Origin of the sequence: Phaeobacter sp. JH20_26, from assembly GCF_048056275.1 — a bacterium.
Lineage (GTDB): Bacteria > Pseudomonadota > Alphaproteobacteria > Rhodobacterales > Rhodobacteraceae > Phaeobacter > Phaeobacter bryozoorum.
The window spans coordinates 54973-76095 of the sequence record NZ_JAYMWL010000026.1 but is presented as its reverse complement, the minus strand read 5'-3'; the positions used below and the strand labels follow the sequence as shown (position 1 = coordinate 76095).

At 59.4% G+C, this 21123-nt stretch carries 16 protein-coding genes and 1 tRNA gene; 10 read left to right on the top strand and 7 right to left on the bottom strand.

All coding sequences use genetic code 11. The annotated features are described in order from the left end of the window. Positions 1-399 precede the first annotated feature (399 nt). Both VWY60_RS19225 and VWY60_RS19220 read left to right on the top strand, forming a co-directional pair. Positions 400-5484, top strand: coding sequence for a hypothetical protein (locus tag VWY60_RS19225; RefSeq protein ID WP_416541472.1), 5085 nt, complete (start codon positions 400-402; stop codon positions 5482-5484). Between the two features lie 40 nt (positions 5485-5524). Further along, the gene (locus tag VWY60_RS19220) at positions 5525-6064 is read left to right on the top strand and encodes a toxin-activating lysine-acyltransferase (protein ID WP_416541471.1); all 540 of its coding nucleotides are present in this window, start codon (positions 5525-5527) and stop codon (positions 6062-6064) included. 104 nt (positions 6065-6168) lie between these two features. On the opposite strand, the gene VWY60_RS19215 is transcribed toward VWY60_RS19220, so the two are convergent. After that, positions 6169-6720: an SGNH/GDSL hydrolase family protein gene (locus tag VWY60_RS19215; protein ID WP_340546979.1), complete on the bottom strand. Its 552-nt coding sequence runs from the start codon at positions 6718-6720 to the stop codon at positions 6169-6171. A gap of 231 nt (positions 6721-6951) precedes the next feature. Continuing rightward, positions 6952-7028 (bottom strand) — tRNA-Arg (locus tag VWY60_RS19210). Between the two features lie 146 nt (positions 7029-7174). On the opposite strand from VWY60_RS19210, the gene VWY60_RS19205 reads away from it, so the two are divergent. Both VWY60_RS19205 and VWY60_RS19200 read left to right on the top strand, forming a co-directional pair. Then, positions 7175-8200: a LacI family DNA-binding transcriptional regulator gene (locus VWY60_RS19205; protein ID WP_416541470.1), complete on the top strand. Its 1026-nt coding sequence runs from the start codon at positions 7175-7177 to the stop codon at positions 8198-8200. Then, the gene (locus VWY60_RS19200; RefSeq protein ID WP_416541469.1) at positions 8200-9426 is read left to right on the top strand and encodes a winged helix-turn-helix domain-containing protein; all 1227 of its coding nucleotides are present in this window, start codon (positions 8200-8202) and stop codon (positions 9424-9426) included. The genes VWY60_RS19205 and VWY60_RS19200 overlap by 1 nt, the downstream gene beginning before the upstream one ends. Before the next feature lie 30 nt (positions 9427-9456). On the opposite strand, the gene VWY60_RS19195 is transcribed toward VWY60_RS19200, so the two are convergent. The 5 genes from VWY60_RS19195 to VWY60_RS19175 form a co-directional block, all read right to left on the bottom strand. After that, positions 9457-9897 carry an acyl-CoA thioesterase gene (locus tag VWY60_RS19195; protein WP_340546982.1) on the bottom strand — a complete coding sequence of 147 codons (441 nt, stop codon included), beginning with the start codon at positions 9895-9897 and terminating at the stop codon, positions 9457-9459. 89 nt (positions 9898-9986) lie between these two features. After that, the gene (locus VWY60_RS19190; protein WP_416541468.1) at positions 9987-11492 is read right to left on the bottom strand and encodes a TRAP transporter large permease; all 1506 of its coding nucleotides are present in this window, start codon (positions 11490-11492) and stop codon (positions 9987-9989) included. Further along, positions 11489-12073 (bottom strand): TRAP transporter small permease, encoded by a 585-nt coding sequence (locus VWY60_RS19185; protein WP_340546984.1) that lies wholly within the window; start codon positions 12071-12073, stop codon positions 11489-11491. The genes VWY60_RS19190 and VWY60_RS19185 overlap by 4 nt, the downstream gene beginning before the upstream one ends. A gap of 72 nt (positions 12074-12145) precedes the next feature. Further along, positions 12146-13189, bottom strand: coding sequence for a TRAP transporter substrate-binding protein (locus VWY60_RS19180; RefSeq protein ID WP_340546985.1), 1044 nt, complete (start codon positions 13187-13189; stop codon positions 12146-12148). Between the two features lie 327 nt (positions 13190-13516). Continuing rightward, a complete protein-coding gene (locus tag VWY60_RS19175; protein WP_416541467.1) occupies positions 13517-14206 on the bottom strand; it encodes a fumarylacetoacetate hydrolase family protein in 690 nt (229 codons plus the stop codon). A gap of 278 nt (positions 14207-14484) precedes the next feature. Here VWY60_RS19175 and VWY60_RS19170 point away from each other — a divergent pair, with 278 nt between their 5' ends. From VWY60_RS19170 to VWY60_RS19145, 6 genes are read left to right on the top strand one after another with little or no spacing between them, the layout of a single operon-like run. After that, positions 14485-15705: an ROK family transcriptional regulator gene (locus tag VWY60_RS19170; RefSeq protein ID WP_416541466.1), complete on the top strand. Its 1221-nt coding sequence runs from the start codon at positions 14485-14487 to the stop codon at positions 15703-15705. Beyond that, positions 15702-16955 (top strand): M20 family metallopeptidase, encoded by a 1254-nt coding sequence (locus VWY60_RS19165; protein WP_416541465.1) that lies wholly within the window; start codon positions 15702-15704, stop codon positions 16953-16955. The genes VWY60_RS19170 and VWY60_RS19165 overlap by 4 nt, the downstream gene beginning before the upstream one ends. A gap of 29 nt (positions 16956-16984) precedes the next feature. Continuing rightward, the gene (locus VWY60_RS19160; protein WP_416541464.1) at positions 16985-18046 is read left to right on the top strand and encodes a substrate-binding domain-containing protein; all 1062 of its coding nucleotides are present in this window, start codon (positions 16985-16987) and stop codon (positions 18044-18046) included. Positions 18047-18088: 42 nt separating this feature from the next. Beyond that, complete coding sequence (locus VWY60_RS19155; protein WP_416541463.1) at positions 18089-19063, top strand: ABC transporter permease; 975 nt, start codon at positions 18089-18091, stop codon at positions 19061-19063. A 13-nt stretch (positions 19064-19076) separates the two neighbouring features. Further along, positions 19077-20294 carry an alanine racemase gene (locus VWY60_RS19150; protein WP_416541462.1) on the top strand — a complete coding sequence of 406 codons (1218 nt, stop codon included), beginning with the start codon at positions 19077-19079 and terminating at the stop codon, positions 20292-20294. After that, positions 20291-21025, top strand: a complete 735-nt coding sequence (locus VWY60_RS19145; protein WP_340546992.1) for an ATP-binding cassette domain-containing protein — start codon at positions 20291-20293, stop codon at positions 21023-21025. The genes VWY60_RS19150 and VWY60_RS19145 overlap by 4 nt, the downstream gene beginning before the upstream one ends. Positions 21026-21123 lie beyond the last annotated feature (98 nt).

Sequence of the window (21123 nt, the reverse complement as noted above, 5' to 3'; positions counted from 1 at the left end):
TGATCAGAGACGGAGAGCGGCAGCAAACTCTGCCGGTGTGATGGTGACAACAACGCGCAGATGTTTCCCGTCATGGGCGAATTTGATTCGCCAAATCACTGAACATGTTACAGAAAACCAAAATGCGTCACTTCAGTTGAGAACTGCGACAGAGGCCTGTAGCGACGAATAGGTCCTCCGCGTTTTTCCCTCTCCACGCTGTAGATAATTCTGATCGAATAGATGCCGGTAACCCCCTGAACATAAGCGCGTTATTCGAACCAAGCGCAAACTGGCCTTATCCAGTCCAAGGATTTGGCCATATAGCCGCGCGCGTGAATATCCCTATGCGTGTCCAAGCACGGCACAACCGTAGCGAAACTGGATTACAGGCTGCTTCCGTCAGAAAGGTCGCGATACATGCTGAACGAAGAACAAACCGCAATTCTGGAAACCTCTGTCATCGCCTATGATGCGATCTTTTCGGACCTGGGACCGGAGGCACGGGAGTCGTTCCGCGACACCGTTCAGACCTTCTTGGAAACCGGGCTGGGCATTCCCGAAGTCAAAGCCATCAGCAAGGCGACCAACTACTCGAACTGGAACTACAATCTGGTCAAAAGCCTGAAAGGGAAGATCGCCGGTAAGGATTTGGTGAACGACGATGAGGACAACAATCTTGAAGCCCAATGGGCTGAGTTCATCGCAAAAGATCTGAAAATCGTCGGCAAGATCGTCGCCGCCATCGAACAACAATATGCTGCTGGCGAACTGGCGAATACCAACGAACAGTTCATCAATTCGATCAAGGGTAATGTCACCGACGACATATCAAAGCTTCAGGTCGACCTGGACGTGCTCCGGGCGCAGCACGACCGCCTAAGTGATCCGAACCATGCGGATTTCGACGCCGAAGCGGCCGACAAGGTCAGCAAAGAGATCTACCGGACCAGCACCGTTCTTGATGCAGCCGAAAAACTGCAAACCGACCTTGCTGCATTTGAAAGGGGTGGCGATATCGCCGACCACAGCGAAAGCCACGCGAACTATCTGCAAGCGCGCATTGATGCCCTCGAAATCGCCCGGCAAGATAAGCTGGAAGAATACAAGAAATACGCGGCGGAGACCTACACCGGCAGCGATGTGCTTGCCGCAGATGCAAAGGCCGAGCTGGAAGCCATTTCCAGTGAATCCCTTGAGCTGATCAGCCTCCGAGAGAAGACAGAAGGCTTCCAGGAATACAGCAGCACCGTCCGCACCGCCTCGCTGAAGGCCGGAGTCAATCTACTGAGCAGCAGTCAGGCGATCTCCGCTTTCGCCGTCAAACCCGACAACACGCCCGAAGGCCATGCTGCTAACGCAGGCTTCCTGGGTGAAGCCGTGTTCAGCGCTGGCGGCGACATCCTGGACGCTGCCGGCCATCTGAAATTTGCTAAGGGCGCAAAGGGCTTTGCGGCACTGTCACTGGTTGGCGGCGCAGCAGCCAGCTTTGTGCCCACAGCTAAGCTTCTTGCCGACCCGAACCTGCCGGATGAAACCCGCAAAGTCGTACAGGCAGAGGTCGGCCTGCAGGGAACCGCGCTCGCCTTTGCGGCCGTCGAGAACGTGCTCGGCATCGCAGAGCTTGCGGTCAAGGCAGGCAGCAAGGCTGCTAACGTGCTTGGCAAGGCGGTACCGGTTATCGGCGCCATCGGGTCTGTAGTAGGTGCGATCAACCCGGCAAAATGGGCGGAATTTGACCAGAAACAGGATCGGATCGACGCGATTCAGAAGGCCGACACCTACAGCTCCGGCCTGCTGAGCGACCTTCTCCAGGAATCCAAAGACGCAGAAGCCGCATTCTATGGCGTGACCACCGGGCTCGACGTCATCACCGGCGTCACATCGGGCGTACTTGCGGCAACCGGCGTGGGCGCCCCGATCGCCGCTGCGGTGGGTCTGATTGGTGGTGCGATTTCGGCAATTGTTGGTGCCTTTGAACAGGTTGCGCTTGAAGGAATTGCCGACAAATATGCCGCCAAGATCCGAACTGACGAGAACGGCAATCCGCAGACTGTCGAAGAGTTCTTCGACGGCAGCTTTGATCAGAAACAGGAAAAGACCAAGGCCCACTACACCGAGTTCTTCGGCGAGTTGATCGCGGACGACGATGTCGACCAGGTGATTGCGCTTGGCGGCCAGGGTCTGGATGTAACCGATATCGAATTGTCGGCCATCAGCAAAACCAGTGGCGAGCTGAACAAGACCGCCAAGAACTACGTCGAAACCTTCACGACCAATGGCTGGCAGACCGGCAACCGCAGCCTCACCCCGACCGAGGGCAGCGATATCAATGTTATCAACCTGCCGAATGCCAATGGCGCCAAATCCTACCTGACCTTCACAACACCGCTGTTCTCCGCCGGCACCGAGGAAACCAGCCGCGAAGAGACCGGCAAGAACGAGTATCAGACAACGCTCAAGATTACCGACCTGTCCGGCTGGGATATCCGCGACTACGGCGACAATCAGACCACCTTCAACATGTCGAAGGTGGTGTCGAGCGCCGAAGACCGTATGGGCAACAAGATGGAGGTCGGGATCGAAATCAACGCGGGTGGTGGTGATGACACGCTGTTCGCCTATGAAAGCCAGGTCACCTTCGACGGTGGCACCGGGCAGGATACCGCCTCCTACGCGCGGCTGTCAGGTGGCGAGCTTTCGAGAGGGCTTTCCATTGGCGCATCCGGCGACAGCACCTATGTCTCGAAGAACCTCACGGCAGGTTCGAAATACTATCAGGAATCCATCGACTCGCAGACTGCCAACCACGGCAAACGCACCGAGGTTGTACAATTCCGCAAAGTTGAGCTTGCCGAGCGCAGTGGCATCCACTCAGTCTCCGACACCCTCAGCAATATCGAAATCCTGCATGGCTCCTCGCTGGGCGACTTCATGTATCTCGACACCTCCACACAGCTTGAACAGGTCTTTGGCTTCGGCGGCGATGACCGCATTGATGTCGGCGCCTCAATTCAGGTTGTTGGTGGCGGCGAGGGCGACGATCTGATCAACCTCAAACACGCACTTCTGGAAAGCTACTGGAACGGCCAGAAAGACGAGCTCTATATTGATGGCGGCGAAGACGATGGAGATACCATCGGGCTTAGCAGCCAGACATTGCAGCGCTTTGTCGATGAGCTTGAGGTCGACCAGATCCGCGAACAGACCGCGACCGAAATGGCAGAAGCCCTGATTCCTCTGGTGACCGAAAACCGGGATGAGGAGGTTACAAAAACGGCGGCGTCGCTCACGAATATCCTGAGAAGCACGGATGACACTGCACTGAAAAGGCTCAATGTCTGGAATACAGAAGCCGCGCATATCGTTTTGGACACCGAGGGCGCTGAGGGCGATACCATCGTCCATTCCCTGTCCGAATACCGGGCTGCGATCAATAACGGCATCACCAATGTCAACGCAGATGGCACCACATCCGAGCTGGATATCAGCGTCGATGTCGCCTGGGATTCCGGGTCGGTTGCGCTCCTCGGGACGGAACACAACGATACGATTGAGGGATCATCGAAGGACGACTACCTGTATGGTGACGCGGGCGATGATCACTTCACCTATGACGACTTCATTACCGGCAACGATATTATCGTCGGCGGAGAAGGGCGGGACATCTACAACGTCAATTATTTCCCGGCCAACTTCGGGGGCGGCAGCCGGGGCCATCATCTGATCACCGGGCCAGAGGCCGAAGATATCGCCGGCGACCTCCTCAACATCCACGTTCGCGACGACCGTGAGATCTGGTTCAATTCCTATGGCGACGATTTGGTCATCTCGCTTAGTGAAGACTTCTCCTTTACGGTCGAGGACTACTTCCTCGCACCGCAGGGATTGAGGACCAGCAGCCAGGCATTGAGCACCAACACAGATAGCTGGACCACTCTGGATGGATTGGCAAAAGCTGATCTGAACGCAATCCTTCAACAAGCGGGCAGTGCAGACTCGTTCGGGGTCAACGTCGTCTACTCGAACGGCGCAAACGTCGACTTCCGCCATGGTGCGCTGGGGAGCTTTGACAGCACGTCAGCTGCGTCACCGAGCAGCTATTTCACCACGCTGCGGGCCAATTACCACGCCTTCCGCAACTCGGACGACGTCTGGAAGACGCCTCAAAACGGAGATGAAACCAGCAGTTTCGGCGATGAGCTGGGTAAACTAACGGACGCAGAGAGCGGCGGTGCACTGCTCAGCTACGACGGCCTGTTCGACCTGAACAAACTCCTGAATATTCGCGATGTCGATCGAAACTCTCTGACCGGCATCAACGGGACTGAGGGCGATGATATCATCATTGGCTCGTCAGGTAAGGACAATATCGACGGCAAGGGCGGCGATGACATCATTGATGGCGGCTTGTCGGATGACACAATCGACGGCGGCGCCGGCTTTGATCTCTACAGCCGCGAAGGCTATGGAATCGGTATCAAATTTGAGCTGGGTATCGGCCAGCACTCAGAGCACGTACGTTACAATGACGCCCACACCGGAGAAGAGGTGCTTCTGACGACTGCCGGCGTCTACAGCAATTTCGAAGGTGTGATTGCAACCTCTCTGGATGACAAGCTAATCGGCAACAACGATGCCAATTACCTGGAAGGCGGCGCCGGGGCGGACACGATTTCCGGCAAGGCGGGCAATGACGTCATCGTAGGCGGCGCCGGATTGGATGTATTGGACGGCGGCGCCGGCTTTGATGTTGCGAGCTACAAAGGGGAAGCATCTGCTATCCAGTTCGACCTCGACTCGACCCAACCTGGGCATCAACAGTTTGCGCAATACTGGAATGGCAGCCAATGGCTTGCAGGCGACACGGTCAGCAATTTTGAAGGTGTTGTCGGAACCAGCCAGTCGGATATTCTGAGAGGCAATGCCGGCGGCAACTATTTTGATGGCGGCGCCGGGGCCGACCTGATCGACGGCAGGGAAGGCGACGACACCATTATCGGCGGCGAAGGCACCGATACAATGAATGGTGGCGAAGGCTTCGATGTTCTGAGCTATGAGGGCCATTCGACTGCCGTTCGTATCAACCTGGCCCAACAAACCTCCGAGCTGATCCCGTCGCCAACCAACTATATCGTCGGCGATCAGATTTCCGGGTTCGAAGGCGTCATCGGTTCCGACTTCGATGATGATCTGATCGGCACCGCAGGGCGAAACCTGCTGGAGGGGGGTGCTGGCAATGATCGGCTTGCTGGGGGCGAAGGCTTCGATACCTTTGTGTTCCGCGCAGGTCACGGCACGGACCGGATCACCGATTTCACCGTTGGTGAGGACAAGCTGATGTTTGACTTTGGCGGCTCCGTGGCTGATTTTGACATCTCGGTCGTCGCAAGTGCAAATGGTCAGGAGACCCACACCCGTATCCAGACCTCGGATGGCGACCTGATCGACCTTCATGGCGTGGAAATCGACGAGCTGGGGGCAAACTCCTTTGTCTTTGTCTAACGCCGTGACCACAGCTGACCGGAAGCAGGAAAGAACGACCATGGATTCTCAACAGAACTTCCAGACTTATGGCAAGATCGCCTGGCTGTGGTCCAATTCCGTCCTGCACCGGGACTGGAGGGTCAGCCAGCAGGCAGGGTTTATCCTGCCTGCGATCGCCAGCCAGCAGTATTACATAGTCGAAAGAGACGGTTTCCCGGTTGCGTATTGCAGCTGGGCGCTGCTCGACGAAGAGACGGAGGCGGCGTATATCCTCGATCCAAACCACCTCGACCCGGATCGCTGGAACAGCGGTGACCGGCTCTGGTTCATCGACTGGATTTCTCCGTTCTCGCCGAAATACTCCTGGGCGCTGCGCAGCGCCCTGGTGAAGCGCTACCCGGACAAAGTGGCACGGGCGCTGCGGGTCAAGAAAGACAATCAAACCGCACGCATCGCCTCCTTCACAGGTCATGGCCTGGAAAAGCAGGAAAGCCGCGCCATCAAACGAAAATACTACGAAGACATGGTCGAAGGTCTGGCCAGCAATCCCAAGCTCGGTCAGGACTTCTTCCTCTCCGGTCTCAGCACCGAGGATTGATCACCCGTCGATAGCTGTCCCCCGCCGCCCCGATATCAAATCCCGGCCGCTCCCGGCCGGGGCGTCGGGGTGGCAACACCTGGGGTCCACAGGATCTTCGCCTGTCACCGCCTCAGCAGCGGCGCAACCTGTCCTGCGATCAGATCCGACCCCCGCAGCGACGGGTGAATCCGGTCAGGCGCAAAAAGCGACAGGTCGTCGGGGCGAAACACCGCATCCATATCGAGGAGCGTCACGCCCGCATCCGCTGCCGCCATACGCGCCAGCCGTTCCTCCAGAATTTGGTAGGGCGCAACACAGACCGTACCCGCGTATCGCGGAGAGGTGTAATAATCGAGCCAGATGATCCGCGATCCGCGACGGCGCAGATCCGAGACCAGTTCCGGGATGGCACCCTGCGTTCCGCTCGCGGAAATCAGCCGGTCAAGTTCGACATCGCAAACCTTGCAGCCACAATCGCGGCTGCGAAGGTCATTGGCACCGCCATTCAGCACGACCCACTCCGCTGACACTGGTTTCAGCTGCGTGGGTATGTTCAACGCCCCGCGCCCGCCGGTCACCCGCGCAAGCGACAGCGAGACATCGCCAACCGGTTCGCCAAGCCGACTTTCCAGCCGATCCGCAACGGATCCACTGTCATTTCGGTTCCAGGCCATGACGGAGTCGCCCGCCACAACAATGCGCGCATTCTCAGGAACCCCGCGCCCGCAGGCCCCCAGAAAAACCAGGCCGATTATCAACCAGTACTTCATCTGCCTGAGCTAACTCGCATCGCGCAGAGGTCAATCCGACAGCGCCCTGTCAACGGGATCGACATCGCGTCAGAACAAGGCACGGCGCCCCCGCACGTACCGAATGTCATGATTGAGACAGGCAGCCGTGCTATTTGGTGACCCCGGCAGGATTCGAACCTGCAACCTGCCCCTTAGGAGGGGGCTGCTCTATCCAGTTGAGCCACGGGGCCTAATCAGGGCCAGCCTGTTTACGCGATAGCAAACCCACCATGGCAAGACAATCCTGTGGAATTGGATTTTGCAACGGCTGCGCCCCATTGTGCAGCGCGCTCTGTCTGCGCTAACGTAACAACAACAACAATGTGAGGCCATCGACGTGACAACGGACAACAAGCGCCCGCTCACCCTTCGTGACGTATCCGAAGCCACCGGGGTTTCAGAAATGACCGTCAGTCGCGTGTTGCGAAACCGGGGCGATGTGTCGGAAAAAACCCGACAAAAAGTTCTGAGCGCCGCAAAGGAACTTGGCTACGTCCCGAACAAGATCGCCGGTGCGCTTGCCTCGAACCGGGTCAACCTGGTGGCCGTGATCATCCCGTCGCTGTCCAATATGGTCTTCCCGGAGGTGCTGACCGGCATCAACTCAGTGCTGGAAAACACGGATCTACAGCCTGTGGTCGGCGTGACCGATTACCAGCCGGAGAAAGAGGAGAAAGTCCTCTATGAGATGCTGTCCTGGCGGCCTTCTGGCGTCATCATTGCCGGGTTGGAGCACACGGAGGCGGCGCGCGCCATGCTCAATGCCTCTGGTATTCCGGTGGTGGAAATCATGGATACCGATGGCAAGCCGGTGGATGCGATGGTGGGGATTTCCCATCGCCGCGCTGGACGTGAGATGGCCAAGGCCATACTGAAAGCCGGCTATCGCCACATCGGTTTCATGGGCACCAAGATGCCGCTGGACCATCGCGCCCGCAAACGGTTTGAAGGCTTCACCGAGGCGCTTGCAAAAGAAGGGGTCGAGATCGAAGACCGCGCCTTCTACTCCGGCGGTTCCGCCCTCGCAAAGGGCCGCGAGATGACGCAGGAGATGCTGGAACGCTCGCCTGAGTTGGATTTCCTTTATTATTCCAACGACATGATTGGCGCGGGTGGCATGCTCTACCTGATGGATCAGAAGATCGACATACCCGGTCAGATCGGTCTTGCCGGGTTCAACGGAGTAGAGCTGTTGCAGGGGCTGCCACGGCAGCTGGCCACGATGGACGCCTGCCGTCTGGAAATCGGACGCAAGGCGGCAGAGATCATCGCCGCGCAGCTGGATAACCTGGATCAGGAGATCGAAAAACACGTGACCCTGACCCCTACCATCACCTTCGGCGATACGCTCAAGCGGCGCTGATGGCGGTTGCGCGGCTGGACAATCGGGCCGCGCGGCGCCTGTTCATGGATCGGCACGCCCTGCTGGAGCAACCCAGCGGGCCTGCCAAGGGTGATGCGCTGCTGGAACTGATCACCCGGCTTGGCTTTGTTCAGCTGGACAGCATCAACACGGTGGCCCGCGCCCATGACATGATCCTGTTCTCCCGCAGGCCCAGCTATCGCCCTTCGGCGCTGAAACGGCTCTATGAACAGGAACGACGCCTGTTCGAGCATTGGACCCATGACGCTGCCGTTCTGCCTATGGAGTTCTACCCGCATTGGCACTTGCGGTTTCGGCGCGACGCAGAGGTTCTGCGCAAGAGATACCGCAACTGGCGCCGTGACGGCTATGAGGCGAAGTTCCAGCATGTTCTGGACCACATTCGCGACCACGGCGCGGTCAGTTCCTCCGACGTGGGCAAGGATGAAGCCAAGGGATCCGGCGGCTGGTGGGACTGGCATCCATCAAAAACCGCGCTGGAATACCTCTGGCGCTCCGGCGCGCTGGCCGTGGTCGGACGCAGTGGCTTTCAGAAACGCTACGACCTGAGCGAACGGGTTATCGACACCCGTCACCTCCCCGCCCAAGGGTCGCCCGACCCGGAGAAAACGCTGGACTGGCTGTGCAATGCGGCGCTGGACCGGCTCGGCTTTGCCACCTCGGGTGAACTGGCTGCCTTCTGGGCGACGGCCTCACCGGCGGAATGCGCCGCATGGTGCAAACAGGCGCTGGCGGACGGGCAGATCGAACCTCTGGATATCACGCTTTCGGACGGGCGCAGCCGCCGTGTCTTTGCCCGCCCCGGCGCCGTCGGGCAGGCCCCCGCCCTGCCGCCACCACCGGGCCGAATGCGCCTCCTCAGCCCGTTTGATCCTGCTCTGCGCGACCGCAAACGCGCGGAGGGCCTATTTGGGTTTCACTACCGGATCGAGGTGTTCACCCCCGCCGAGAAACGACGCTACGGCTACTACGTCTTTCCGCTGATGGAGGGGGACCGTCTGGTCGGCCGCATCGACATGAAGGCACACCGGCAGGCGGGTGATCTGGCGGGCTGTCTACATATCACCGCGCTCTGGCCCGAACTGGGCATCAAATGGTCTCCGGCACGGCAGAACCGGTTGGAGGCCGAACTGGAACGAATTCGCCGGTTCACAGAGATGGAGCGGGTGACATTTGCAGATGGCTGGCAACGCGATCCCCTATGAGTTCGACTCTAACACGGGGCAAAACGCGTTCTAGGCGAGGTCGGGGCGCAGCAACGGCTCAATCACCGCACGGTAATCTGCGGGCGCAGGCCTGGCGCTGAAATCGCTCGGCTCGATAAAGACGCAGACGAATTTGCCCTCAAAACACAAAACACCGTCCTGCCGCGCTTCCACCCGGAAGGTCACGGATTTCTGCCCCAGCGCGACGGGCCAGACAGCACAGGCCAACCTGTGGCGCGGCGTGACGGGAGAGCGGAAATCAATGCTCATATGCACAAAGGGCGTGCCAGTACCGCGATCCAGTTCCATCTGATACCAGCCGTCACCATCCAGCTGCTGCTCCCACCAGGCATCAATCGCCTGCAACGCAAACCCCGGCAGATGACCGGTATAGGCGATACGCGCCGGGTCACAATCACCCCAGCCGACGCGGATTTCATGCACAAAGTCAGGGGTCTGGCTGTCCGTCATTCTGGGCCTCGGCTCTTGGGTGTCACGGTGTTCACAATGGGAACGGCCACCCGCCGGGACGGATGGCCACCTTGCAGGATCATCAACTTTCAGCGCATCAACATCAACGGCAACAGCGTGATGATTGGAAAGGCCACCAATATCACAACCCGGATCAGGTCAGAGGCGACAAAGAACATCACCGCCTTATAGGTGTCGACCATCCGGGTGGTGCGATCCATCGCGTTGATGACGAACAGGTTCATGCCCACCGGCGGGGTGATCAGGCCAACCTCGACCACGATCAGAACCAGAATGCCAAACCAGATGGCGACATATTCTGTCTCCAGCCGGTTCGCCATGCCCTTGGTCACACGAATGCCCAGCTCCTTCATCTGGTCGCGGGTCAGTTCGGTGCCAGTGGCAATCGCCTCCTGGATCGAGGCGAGCATTTCAGCCCCCATCCCCTGTGGCACGCCAGCCTTGAGCACCTCCATCGCCGCATCGGCCTGCATCACGGGCAGATTCACCAGACCAAAATCCATCGCGGAAATAACCGGGTAAAAGATCGGGATAGTCAGAAGGATCATCGACAGGCTGTCCATCAGGCAACCAAAGACCAGATAGAAGGCGAGGATCAGCATCAGCACCACCCAGGGGCTGAGACCCTGGGAGACCACGAAATCAGCCAGCTCCTGTGGGACTTTGGTCAGGGCGAGAAACCCGTTGTAGAACCCCGCACCCAGCACGATGAAAAAGATCATCGCGGTCGAGCGCGCCGTCACCATGAAACTATCGGTCAGGGTCTCACGGTTGAGCCCACCGTTCAGCCAGGCAATCAGCCCGGTCCCCAAGGCACCAACCGCAGCGCCTTCGGTCGGGGTGAACCAGCCCAGATAGATCCCGCCCACGACCAGTCCAAAAACCAGAAGAACCGGCCAGACGTGGAACAGCGCCGCAAACCGCTCGCCCCAGGGAACCGGGGGGCGCGTCCCCGCGCTGCCGGGGAAAACCCGGACATAGACAGAAATCGCAATCACATAACCAATGGCGGCCAGAATACCGGGGATAAAGGCGGCAAGAAACAGCTTTGCGATGTTCTGCTCTGTCAGGATGGCATAGATCACCAGCACCACAGAGGGCGGGATCAGAATGCCAAGCGTACCGCCTGCCGCCAGCGTCGCCGTGGAGAAGCCCCCAGCATAGCCATAGTTGCGCAGCTCAGGCAGCGCGACACGTCCCATGGTTGCCGCCGTGGCCAGCGAGGAGCCACAGATCGCGCCAAAGCCCGCACAGGCCCCGATCGCTGCCATGGCAACACCGCCCTTCCTATGCCCCAGGAAGCCTTCAGCCGCCTTGAACAAAGCCGTGGACATGCCACCCAGCGTCGCAAAATGGCCCATCAAGAGGAACATCGGCACGATGGTCAGCGAATATGAGGAGAAGGTGGAATAGGTCTCGCTCTTCATCCGGCCAAAGGCCACCTGAGTGCCATCTGTCACGATGATCAGCCCGACCAGCCCAACCAGAAACATCGAAAGGCCAATCGGAACCCGCAGGAAAATCAGCATCATCAGGACGGGAAATGAGGCAATCCCGATTTCAAGCGCAGTCACTGTTCGCCCTCCACGCCGTCCCAGACAAGGATGCGGCCAGTCATGAATTCAATCGTACGGACGGCGGCCATATAGAGGCCCACCAAGGCGGCCACGCTGGCCGCGACCAGACTGGCGGCATAGGCCCACCAGACCGGAAACTCGAGCAGAAAGGAGGTCTCGCCGTTCTCGAACTTGCTCAGCATCCCCGCGCCAAGCCGCACCGCAATCAGCACCAGCACAGCCGCAAAGACGATCTCAGTCGCCATCCTCAGGAACCGTTTGGCCCCCCGCGGGAAACTGTTGGTGACAATATCCACCGACGCATGGCCCGCCGTGATCTGGCACAGTGGCAAAAAGGCAAAGATCGCAAAGGCGACGCCTGCCTCGACAATTTCGAAATCACCATTGATCGGCCCGACACCGATGGCGATCAGCCACTCGGCCAGATCCGGCGCGATGCTCTGCATCAGGGCGCCATGCAGCCCCCCGTTCAGCAACCGCCCGGCAATCGACAGACAGGTCAGCAGGATCAGAAGCGATAAGACAATACCGCCCGCCATGGCCATTGTTCTGGCCAGTCCCATCATCAGCTTGTGCATGGAAAGCCTACCCTTTCAGGTGGGGTGGACCTGCGACAGATGCAGGCGCAGGTCCACCAGTCTTGCGCTCAGTTAGTTATGCTGAGCGGTGTATTTGTCGATCAGATAGGTCGCCTGCTCCAGCAGCGCGTCGCCATCAATGCCTTTTGCCTTCATGTCGTCGAGCCACTGCTGGTAGATCGGCTTCGCGGCTTCGCGCCAGATCGCGGTCTGCTCTTCATCCAGTGTGATGACATTGTTGCCCTCATCCAGTGCGAACTCCCGCGCCGGATCATCGGCATCAGCCATGGTGCCACCGGCAAAGACCGAGAACTCCAGACCGGAGTTCTCATCCACGGCCTTTTTCAGATCATCGGGCAGGCTCTCATATTTCTCTTTGTTCATCGCCAAAACAAAGGTCAGCGTATAGAGCGCGCGGCCGGTGAATTCCGTGTGGTTCTCGACCAGCTCCGGCACCTTCAGAGCGGTGGTGACTTCCCACGGAATGGTGGTGCCGTCGATCACGCCCTTGGACAGGGCTTCCGGGATAGCCGGAACCGGCATACCCACCGGGGTTGCGCCCAGTTCCGTCAGCAGCGCGTTCACCGAACGGCCACCGCCGCGGATCTTCATCCCACGCAGATCATCCGGTTGTTCCACCGGATCCGTGGTATGGATGATGCCGGGGCCGTGAACCCAGGTGCCAAGGATCTTCACGTCCTTGAATTCACCATCCTTCATATGCTCCTCGAACATTTCCCAATAGGCGTGCGATGCCGCACGCGCATTGGTCATCATGAACGGCAGTTCGAACACTTCGGTCGAAGGGTAGCGGCCGGGGGTATAGCCCACAACGGTCCAGACGATATCTGCCACGCCATCAATGGCCTGATCCATCAGTTCTGGTGGCTTGCCACCCAGCTGCATGGACGGATAGCGGTCGATCTTGATACGCCCCTGCGAAGACGCCTCGACCTTGTCGGCCCAGACATCCAGAATCAGCTTGGGCACATTTGCCTGCGCCGGCAGGAACTGGTGCAGCTTCAGCGTCACCTCCTGCGCCATCGCCGAGGTCGCGCCCATCACCATGAGTGCAACGGCCCCTGCCGCGCCAAGTAGTTGTCTCCGAGTGGTCATATGTTTCCTCCCTCTGACCTTATGTCTTTTCGTAACTATCGCGATCAGATGCCCCTGATGCAACAAACCCAACGCACAGCCTATCCAGCCATCCGGCCGTAAACGTCCCCTGACACCCTCAGCTATTAGGTGCATTTGTAACCATCAACAGATGATTATGTATCTGCACTGCATGATTTCGCGAAAATGCTTCAGCCTGCTGGGTCGATGAAACAAAATACGTTACAGAAACCTTCAAACAAGAAGTATTCAAGTTACATAAATCACGGCATGGTTGCATCTGATCGCTAAATTCGCCGCGCTGATCACATGACGCGCTATTTTCGCCTATCGCAGCGACAACCGCACAGATGTCAGCCCATCAATACCGCCTTCGATATGATCCCCTGCGACAACAGGACCAACCCCCGCCGGCGTGCCCGTCATCACCAGATCCCCCGGCCGCAGATGATAATACCCAGAAAGATGGCATAGAATCTCCTCGACCGACCAGATCAGCTCCGCGAGAGAGGCGTCCTGACGGATCTCTCCGTTCACCCGCAACCAGATTCGCTGCGTCTGAGGCTCCCCCCATTCCGATGCCGCACGCAGCGGCGCAAAGACACTGCCGCCCTCCAGATCCTTGCCCAGGCTCCAGGGGCGCTGCTTCTGGCGTTCGCGCAATTGCAGATCCCGGCGCGTCATGTCCAGCGCGCAGCCATATCCCCAGATCGCCGCCCGCGCCGCTGCGGCCGTCGCATCCGTGAGCGGCGCTGCAATCGCGACGACCAGTTCCATTTCGTGGTGAAAATTCTCCGTCCCCTGCGGATAGGGCAGCTCCGCGCCACTCAATACCGCGTGGCAGGCCGACTTGGTGAAATAGAACGGCTGCTCCCGGTCGACCTCCACCCCCATCTCCGCAGCATGGGCCGCGTAATTTCGCCCGACACAGAAAATGCGGCCAACCGGCCAGACCTCCTCGCGCCCCTCCAGCGGAATGGCAGGCACCGGCGGCAGATCGAACAACGGCTTAGACATGGTAGAGACCCTTCGGATTGGGGGAAATCGAACCGGCCAGACCCTCGCGATTCCCGCAGGTCACCACCGGCCACCAAACTCAGATGCCGCACCCTAGCAACCTCACCATAACAGCGCGACCCCCAACCGGATGCCCCCCCCGATCGCGGGACGCAGCTTACCGGCGATCGCTTCATCGCCCGGACCACCTCGTGAGCACCAGCACAACGGCAATTGTCGCTTGACACTCAAACCAGCCATCTATTAGTTCATATGCAGAACGAACTAATAGGTGATGTATGGAATCGACCCAGCAAACCTCATTTTCCAGGCAGGTGGCGCTGTACTCGGTCATGCAGGACATCATCCATTGCGGTCCGATCTCTCGCGCCTCAATCTCCAAGCAGACAGGATTATCGAAGCAGACAGTTTCCGAGTTGGTTCGTATCCTTGAAAGCGAAGGCTGGATTCGCGAGACGGGCCGGACCTCTGGTCATGTCGGCCGCACGGCGACCACCTATGAACTGATACCGGAAAGCGCCTTTATGGCGGCGGTCGATCTTGGCGGCACCAAGGTGCGCGTCGCGATCGTCGATCTCGCTGGTACTATTGTCGCCGAGGTCGTAGCCCCCACTCATCCAGATGGCGGGCGTCATGTGGCCGATCAAATAGGAGACCTGGTCAGCCGCGCCATCGGCGAGGGAAATGTGGCCGCCAACACTGTCAGACAGACAGTGGTCGGCTGCCCCGGTGTGCCGGACGTCCTATCCGGAAAGGTGAACTTCGCCCCCAATATTGCCGGAATCGATCAGATCGATTTTCGGGCCGCGGTTTCAGAGGCAACGGGCACAAAGACGCTGCTTGAGAACGACGTTAACCTCGCAGTACTCGGCGAACACTGGCTTGGCGCAGGCCATGGCATCGACAACGTTGGCCTGATCGCGTTCGGGACCGGGGTTGGCGCAGGGCTGATCGTAAACGGAGCGCTTGTAAGAGGCGCATCGGGAGCCGCCGGGGAACTTGGCTATCTACCGTTCGGCGCTGATCCTTTCGAGGAAGAATCCCTGCGGGTCGGGGCGTTCGAACGAGTGTCGGCCACGCATGGCATTCGCGCGGCATATCTCGCCACGACTGGTAAAGATGTCGACGTACCGGCGATATTTGATGCCGCCGCGTCTGGTGAGATCGCGGCTCGGGAAGTCCTCGATAAAGTCGCAACTCAAATGGCGCGGGCAGTTGCGGCAATTGGCGCCGTGGTGGCGCCCGAGGTGGTCATCCTCGGCGGAGCAATTGGGTCCCGTCCCGAAATCCTGACCGCGACCCGCGATGAGCTGAAGCGCTGCTTTCCCTTCCCGATCAGGATCGAACCTGCCCAACTCGGCCATCACGCCGCACTGAGCGGAGCCGTCGCTGTTGGACTGACCGAATTGCATACCGAGTTGTTCGCCAAATCTGCGCCCGGCGCGGTCATTACCCTGCCGACCCCGAAACAGGGCAAACTTGCGGGTTCCGCAGAATGACGGCGCATGGCCCCCTGATCACGCTCCTGAGCCAACATCTTGACCGGGCGGTGGTCAACGATCTGCTGGCCCGGGCTGTTCGCGCCGCTTCCGTGACTGGGGACGAGGTTGCGATGGTTGACATGCTGCGTCCCGAAATGGAGCGTCTATCGCTGTCGCCCTCGGTCGAAGACTTCAGTCCAGGGAGGCCGAACATCACAGGACGGCGCGAGGGTGGCGATGGTCCTGACCTTCTTTTCATCGGACATACGGACGTTGTTCATCCGGGCAACTGGAGCGATCATTGGGCTGGCAAACCACAACAGGACCCCTTTGGCGCGACAATCATCGACGGCGAACTGTGGGGGCGCGGCGCTGCCGATCTCAAGGCTGGCATTTGCACATCGCTCGCCGCTCTCGATCTTCTGGACCGGGCGGGTATCCGCCTTCTGGGAACGGTGTCTTTCGCATTTGTCGGAGATGAGGAAAGCGGCGAACCCGGCAGCGGAAAAAGCGCAGGCGTTCGCCATTGGACAGAAAGCGTGCTGGCGGGCGGACTGCCGCGTCCGGATCTGGCGGTCTATGTCGAACCTACCCGCCTGCAGATCCTGCCGGTGCAGATCGGATTTTATATCGCGGAGATCGTGCTGACGGGCCAATCCGCCTATTTTGGCCGACCGGAGCTCGGCCGCGACGCCCTGAAGGCCGCGCACAAGGTCCTTCAGGCGATTTGGGATCACTCGGATCGAATTTCGGCCGCTGGCAGCCATCCGCTTCTGGGGCGCAGCAACATCCTTGTAACGGGGCTTGAAGCCGGGGGGCTGATTGCTGTTCCCGGAGAATGCCGCTTTTCGCTGATTGGCAAGCTTCTGCCGGGTGACGACCTTGATGCCGCCACCTCGGAACTGGAAGCCGTGATCCGCGCCGCAATTGCTGAGGACATCCGCGTCAAAATAGATTTCACCGCCGGTCGCGACCATCCGCTAGGCGGCTCCCCGGCCGGGATCGAAGCCGATCATGAGATGGTCCGGCAGCTCTCTGCTTCCATCGCGGCCGTACGGCCCGATCGCGGTGCAGTTGAAGGTGCGCCCTTCTGGTCGGAAATGCCCTTTCTGACAGCAATGCTCGGCGTGCCGACTGTCTATTGCGCACCTGGCGATATCAGCATCTGCCATACGAACCACGAACGCGTTCCCCTGCAGGATTACCACGACGGGATTGTCGCCTTCGCAGCCTTCATCGCACTCACATGTGGAATTCGGTCCGACTGAACACAGGGGCCACAACAGGGAGAGAGACCATGAATTGCACTTCCAGAAATCTTCTTGCATCGTTGTCGATACTTGCCTTCATGGCAATGCCTGCATCGGCCCAGACCGTCGGACCCTCGGGCGAGGCGGCAACCCCCTCCTCGGCTGTGATCGTTGATGATGCGCAGGCGAGCCAGCTGCAATCCCGGGGCCTTAGGGCGGCGCTGCTCTGGCACGATCAATCCGACTTTGTGAACGCGGTTACCGCAGGCGCAACCAATGAATTCACCCGGCTTGGTATCGAGGTGGTTGCCACGACATCAGCCGGCTTTGACAGTGCGCGTCAACTTGCGGACATCGAAACCGCGCTCGCGCTCAACCCCGATATCATCTTGTCCCTGCCGCTCGACCCCGTTGCATCTGCGTCGGCCTTCAAGAAAGCACGCGACGCCGGTGTCGAGTTGGTTTTCCTTTCCAACCTCCCGTCCGGCTACGAGCATCCTGCCGACTATGCCGCCATCGTGACCGACGATCTGTTCCAGATGGGCAAGCAGGCAGCCGACATTCTGGCGGGCGCGATGGGCGGCACAGGCGACGTGGGCTGGATCTTTCACGACGCCGCTTACTACGTGACGAACCAGCGCGACAATGCCTTCAAGACGACGATCGAAACCCACTATCCCGGGATGGAGATTGTCGCCGAGGCCGGTATCAGCGATCCCGCAAGGGCAGAGGAAATCGCGAATGCCATGCTGTTGCAGAACCCCAACATCGGTGGGATCTACGTGACATGGGCAGGTCCGGCCGAAGGTGTGCTCGCCGCGCTGCGCGCAAACGGCAACAGCTCAACCCGTATCGTGACGCTCGACCTGTCTGAGCCGATTGCTCTCGATATGGTCAAGGGCGGCAATGTCGTCGGCATCGTTGCCGATGAGGCCTATGAGCTCGGGCGCGCCATGGCCGCTGCCGGGGCGCGCGGGGTTCTCGACCTCGACAACCCGCCCTTTGTCGTTGCACCGGCCGTCTCGGTTACCGCCAAAAATGTCAACGAAGGTTGGAACCAATCGCTGAATCTGGATGCGCCGCAATCGGTTCTCGACGCGCAGCAATAATCTACCCCCGGTGCGCCCGGAGCGATCCGGGCGCAGGCCCAGATGAATTCCCGCAATTGGACGGAGACCATGTCGCCAAAATTTCCTAACCGGGCCGTTCTGCAAGGGCTGATCGTCTATGCGGGTTTCGTGCTCATTTTCCTCTTCTTTGCCGCGATGCTTTGGGACCGTGGCTTCCTTTCCCCCCAGAACCTGACGAACATCGTCTTACAGACAGCTCCGGCAACGGTGCTCGCGATTGGACTGGTCTTTGTCTTGGCAGCGGGCGAGATCGACCTTTCGTTCGGTGCCGCGGTCGCACTTTCGGCGATCGTCGCCGCGATGGTCATGCGGGTCGCGCCCTGGCCTATTGGCGTCGCCGCAGGGCTGGCAACAGGCATGGCGGTGGGCTTTGTCAACGGGGCCATCGTCGCCTATGCCCGGCTTCCCTCCTTCCTTGTTACATTGGCCACGATGGGTGTCGTAGCTGGCATCGCGCGTGAATTGTCCAATTTGCAATCCATCCCGGTCACCGCCGATGCTTTCATCGGCATTTTTGGCGGCGGAAAACTGTTCGGCATCCCCTCGCTTGTGATCTGGACCTTTCTAGCGCTGTTGATCGGACATCTAGTTTTTCGTGAAACGCGCTATGGGGCCCATGTCTTGGCAACCGGCGACAATCCACGCGCGGCCCTGGTCTCGGGCATCCGCGTCGCTCGCCTGCGGTTGTCGGTGCTTATGGTATCCGGGGCCTGCGCCGGCTTGGCTGGTCTGCTTTATGCCGGACGCCTCCAGTCAGCCCGCTACACCTTGGGCGAAAGCGATCTGATGACTGTCATCGCCGCCGTCATCGTGGGCGGCACCGCTCTGAACGGCGGACGAGGCAGCGTTCCTGGCGCGCTCGTTGGAAGCCTAATGATGGGTATGCTGTCCAACGGGCTGATCCTGATGGGGCTATCTGTTTCTTGGCAGATGATCATCAAGGGCCTGATCGTTCTGGCCGCCGTCGCCGTTTCACTACGCGAACCGAACCGCTGAAAGGAAAACAGACATGTTCCTCGATGTCCTTCGCCGTCGAAATCCCGATTTCGTCCTCGCCGCGCAGATGCTGCACAGGACGGGCGAAATCCCCGCGAACTCTTACGTTCTTGATCTGGACGCGGTTGCAGAAAACGCACGCCTGATCCGTGCGGAAGCCGATAAGTTTGACCTCAAGGTCTTCGCGATGACCAAGCAGGTGAGCCGCAACTCGGGGTTTTGCCGCGCCGTGATGGCTGGCGGCATTGATCGCGCGGTTGCTGTCGATATGGCTTGCGCCATCGCTTGCCATAACGCCGGGTTGAAAATCGGGCACCTCGGCCATCTCGTGCAGGTACCGCGCGCAGAAGCCGCGATGGCAGCGCGACAACTTACGCCCGATTACTGGACCGTGTTTTCGCAGGCCAAGGCGGCAGAGGCGGCAGAGGCCGCACTGGCAGCCGGACGCGAACAACCACTGCTTGCCCGTGTGCAGACCGCCGGAGATACATTCTATCGCGGTCATGAAGGTGGGTTTCCCGCGGAGGATGCGGTCGCAGCCGCAGGCTGGATGTCCCAGCTGAGCGGCGCGCGTTTCGCTGGCATCACCACGTTTCCTGCGCAGCTCTATGACCACACCACAGGCAAGATTAGACATACACCAAACCTTGGCACCCTGAAGCGGACCGCTGATGCTCTGCAGCGCGCGGGCTTTGACAAGATCGAAATCAACGCACCCGGCACGACATCTCTTGTCACACTTGAGGCGCTTGCTGAAGCCGGAGCAACCCAGGTCGAACCCGGCAACGGGCTGCACGGCACGACACCTCTCCATGCCGTCGAGGATCTGCCCGAGATGCCAGCTGTTCTCTACCTCAGCGAGGTCAGCCACCTTCATGGCGGCCGCGCCTATTGCTTCGGCGGAGGTCTATATGTCGATCCGGTCTTTCCCGACTATGACATCAAGGCATTGGTCACCACATCCCCCAGCGTAGACACTACTGATTTGAGATGCGTCGAGATCCCGCCGCCATCTGCGATTGACTATTACGGGATGATCGACGCCACAGGCGCCAACGCTCCCGCACCCGGTGACACGGTCGTTTTCGGCTTCCGCGGCCAGGCCTTCGTCACCCGCGCCCACTCGGTCGGCATCGAGGGCGTATCGAAGGGCAAGCCGCGCGTGGTGTCGATCGAAAACAGCTACGGGCAGGCAGAACCCTGGCCCAGAATCCGGAATGCGACAAGATGACCCCGGTTCTTCAACTCAGAAATATCCGCAAATCCTTTGGCGGAGTCACGGCGATCCAGGATTTCTCGCTCGACATGCTCGCAGGTGAAGTCGTGGCCCTTGTCGGCGACAACGGCGCCGGCAAATCAACTCTCATCAAGATGATCTCAGGTGTCTACACACCCAGTTCAGGCGAGATGCTTCTGGATGGAAAGCCAGCAAACTTTCCTGACGCTTCAGTTGCTCGGGAACGGGGGGTAGAGGTTGTCTATCAGGATCTGGCACTGGCCGATCAACAGACTGTCTACATGAACCTCTTTCTTGGTCGTGAACCCGTGAAGGGGCCGCTGCGGCTGCTTGATCGCAAGAGGATGATCGCCGAAACGGACGCGCTTGTTCGTGAACTGGATGTGCGCATCCCGTCCGCATCCGCTACGATTCGCGACCTTTCAGGGGGACAACGCCAGGGTGTCGCAATCGCACGCGCAACGCATTGGGCAAGGAAACTAATCCTGCTCGACGAACCCACTGCCGCGCTTGGCGTCGCTGAAACCGCCCGGGTCGAAGCAACAGTTGAATCGCTGAAAGCACGCAACCTCGCAATCTTCATCGTCTCCCATAGTCTCGATCAGGTCTTCCGCCTGTCGGACCGTATCTGTGTCCTGCGCCGCGGCGAGCAGATCGGGATCCGCGAGACAGACAAGACGGACAAGAATGAAATCGTCTCGATGATCACCGGCGTCTCAAAATGAAACAGGCTGGCGGTCGCACTCGCCAAAGACAGCGCGCCTAAGGATCGGGCGACCAAAGATCATTCCCTTGAGGCAGGTCTTGCAAATGTCGTGAACAC

Excerpts from the sequence above, each read along its gene's own strand:
- VWY60_RS19225 (WP_416541472.1), top strand. The coding sequence starts at position 400 with ATGCTGAACGAAGAACAAACCGCAATTCTGGAAACCTCTGTCATCGCC.
- VWY60_RS19220 (WP_416541471.1), top strand. The coding sequence starts at position 5,525 with ATGGATTCTCAACAGAACTTCCAGACTTATGGCAAGATCGCCTGGCTG.
- VWY60_RS19215 (WP_340546979.1), bottom strand. The coding sequence starts at position 6,720 with ATGGCCTGGAACCGAAATGACAGTGGATCCGTTGCGGATCGGCTGGAA.
- VWY60_RS19200 (WP_416541469.1), top strand. The coding sequence starts at position 8,200 with ATGGCGGTTGCGCGGCTGGACAATCGGGCCGCGCGGCGCCTGTTCATG.
- VWY60_RS19195 (WP_340546982.1), bottom strand. The coding sequence starts at position 9,897 with ATGACGGACAGCCAGACCCCTGACTTTGTGCATGAAATCCGCGTCGGC.
- VWY60_RS19185 (WP_340546984.1), bottom strand. The coding sequence starts at position 12,073 with ATGCACAAGCTGATGATGGGACTGGCCAGAACAATGGCCATGGCGGGC.
- VWY60_RS19180 (WP_340546985.1), bottom strand. The coding sequence starts at position 13,189 with ATGACCACTCGGAGACAACTACTTGGCGCGGCAGGGGCCGTTGCACTC.
- VWY60_RS19175 (WP_416541467.1), bottom strand. The coding sequence starts at position 14,206 with ATGTCTAAGCCGTTGTTCGATCTGCCGCCGGTGCCTGCCATTCCGCTG.
- VWY60_RS19170 (WP_416541466.1), top strand. The coding sequence starts at position 14,485 with ATGGAATCGACCCAGCAAACCTCATTTTCCAGGCAGGTGGCGCTGTAC.
- VWY60_RS19165 (WP_416541465.1), top strand. The coding sequence starts at position 15,702 with ATGACGGCGCATGGCCCCCTGATCACGCTCCTGAGCCAACATCTTGAC.
- VWY60_RS19160 (WP_416541464.1), top strand. The coding sequence starts at position 16,985 with ATGAATTGCACTTCCAGAAATCTTCTTGCATCGTTGTCGATACTTGCC.
- VWY60_RS19155 (WP_416541463.1), top strand. The coding sequence starts at position 18,089 with ATGAATTCCCGCAATTGGACGGAGACCATGTCGCCAAAATTTCCTAAC.
- VWY60_RS19150 (WP_416541462.1), top strand. The coding sequence starts at position 19,077 with ATGTTCCTCGATGTCCTTCGCCGTCGAAATCCCGATTTCGTCCTCGCC.
- VWY60_RS19145 (WP_340546992.1), top strand. The coding sequence starts at position 20,291 with ATGACCCCGGTTCTTCAACTCAGAAATATCCGCAAATCCTTTGGCGGA.